Origin of the sequence: Nocardia seriolae NBRC 15557 (assembly GCF_007990715.1) — a bacterium.
GTDB lineage: Bacteria > Actinomycetota > Actinomycetes > Mycobacteriales > Mycobacteriaceae > Nocardia > Nocardia seriolae.
The window spans coordinates 1-2,451 of record NZ_BJWY01000243.1; the positions used below are offsets into that span (position 1 = coordinate 1).

Consider the following 2,451-nt stretch of genomic DNA (forward strand, 5'->3'; position numbering starts at 1 on the left):
GGACACTAGCGGATCGAGCGTGTCCCGGGTCCCCGAACTGGAATTCTTACGTTCGCGCTCAATCTTAAGCGCACCATAGTGCGGCCGAAATGGCACTGGCCCGCGATCTGCCAGATCCCATTTTCCAGGAGATACTTCTACCAGATGCGGAGGTGTAGTCCCCGTGTGATCACGTACCTCCGTAAGACGACGACGTCCGTCCTTGACGTAGTAGGCAGCACGATAACTCGGATACGTGTTGGCAAGCCAAACCTGGTATTCGGCTGTCGAATTGAAGTCGGCTGGCGTCTTCTCGACATCCGCTGGAGGTTTCCACTTGGGCGCCCGGGAGCCCGAGACAGAATTCGATCTCGAAGAGGAAGAAGCGCCTCGGTTTCGTTGTTCAAATCGGCTGCCTTCGAGCCAATTTCTCAATGCGAAGCCGGGTATTGCATTTAGGGGGGCTCCCGCACGTACAGGAACCAAACTCCCAGCTGGCGGCGGTCCATTGAACAGATCGTTTACAACGCCCTTGATCCAGGCGTCGACCTTGATGATTCCAGTAATGTTCGCACCGTCACGTTCTTCCTTTGAGTACTTCTCAGGAGCCTTTCTGACTGCTCCGTCATCTCCGCCACGTGACGTAGCGGACTCGGATCGATCGATGCCGGAGCGCATTTGTTCTGGCAGTGCGGTTCCGGTGGCTCTGAAGGACTGCATTGCGTTTGACATCATCCGAGCCACCCCAGCGGCGCTCGAATGTGTGGCCTGCGCGATTGTCTTGGCCGCATCCGCAATTGCTGCAGGCGATGCACCACGCAGCGCAGAGTTGTCCATAGAAATTCTCCGCAGCGCACCTATAGCCGCATTAGTAGCTTCCGTTGCTTTGATTGCGGCGGCAACACCACCACGCGTGGCGGAACCTACTCCGCGACCGATACCCTTTGTTGGAAGAAGGAGCGTCAGGGCACCGAATGTAAGCTCTCCCGCCGTCTTTGAGGGATGTTGTGTAGCGCCCCTGAGGTCGGTCATCAGGAGGAATTGGGATCGGGCGTTGATGCTGTCGAAGGCGGCTTCTTGCCATACACGAACGGCCGCGTCGGCGAAGCTTGTTTTTCCTCTGATCCAATCGCCGGTTGCCTCGCCGGCCGATATCGCGGTTTTGAAGTCGGCGACGGTGGTATCGAATACGCCTTTGAGGATTCCTGCCGCTATGCCATAAGTCATACCCAGCAGCGGACCCGCTTGCATGTCGCGGTTGGTGAAGGGAATCTTTTGTGTTGGAAGGTTCGAGTTCCAGTGCATGAACTGGGCAACGGTGTTGTACTGACTATTGAAACCGGACATGGAACCGACGCCCGTGAGGAGATCGCAGCCCTTTTCGAATGCTCCGTCCCATGCGTTGCCAGCGGCGTCCGATAGTTTTTGACCGAAGGTTCTCGTGTCGGTCTTCGGAGAGTCGTCGTGATCCTCGTGGGATCCGTCTGGATTCCATACGGTGTAGCGCCAGAGATCCTTGATCTGGAGCTTCGTGCCGTCGGGCAAGTTGAAGGTGGTCGAGCCGTCGGTGTTCCGGGTGTAGTCGGTCCACTTTCCGTTGTCGCCGAGATTCCAATCTCGGAGTGGATTGCCCTTCAGGTCGTATCTGGTGATGTGTAGGGTCTTTCCCCGGAAATCCTGGGTTACCTCGAGCGAGCCTGTGTCGTTCGGCGTGAGGGTGATGATCCGTGCTTGAACATCGTTGGAGAGCGTGCCGCTGATCTGCCCAGTTCGGCTGATGTGCAGATTCTGGGAGGTGCGGGTGGTGTCCATTCCGGAGACGTCGACACTGTGATCGGGGTTGTAGGCGCGTCTGAGGCCGTCGCTACCCAGGTACCAGCCGGTCATGTCCGGGCGGATTTCGCCCACCTGCTCGGTGTACGGGTTGCCCATCTCGTCGTGGTAGGTGCGGTAGATCTGTTGCACTTTGTCCTGGCTGAGAACCGTGACTTCCTGCTCACCGTTGTCCAAATAGGCGGTACCCCAGGTGGTTCCGGTGCGCGTGTCGAGGTTCACCGAGGTGCGGCCACCATCGATCAGATCGGAGAGGATCGAAGGGTTCGAAGGGTCGTCGCCCTCGGCCATCGTGTACTGAAGGATGTGACCCGGTGCGGCACCGTTGGTTCCGGGCGAGTACGAGACGGACATGACGCCGCCGGCGTTCATCCACATCGTGTAGCCGCCCATGCCATTGGCGACCCGGCGCAGGGTGACGGTCTTGCCGTCGGGCTTTTCGATGACCGAATCGACGGTCTGGCCGCCAGTGCCGGTGACAATCGTGTTGGTGATCTTGCCGAGGTTCGGATCCTGCACAACCCACGGCTGACCTTCGACCTGATTCGGCGGAGCGCTGTTGCCGATATCGAACATCGTCGGTCCCGTGTAGGTCGCTTCCTTGAGCACGGGCTCGGGATCCGGCGGCACGGCTAGTAC

Annotated in this window: 1 protein-coding gene; it reads right to left on the reverse strand. The window is 58.7% G+C overall.

Annotation, left to right across the window (positions count from 1 at the left end):
* Window positions 1-2,421 (reverse strand): hypothetical protein (locus NS2_RS35415; protein ID WP_145961774.1); only part of this gene is annotated, 2,421 nt, incomplete at its 3' end.
* Window positions 2,422-2,451: the final 30 nt, after the last annotated feature.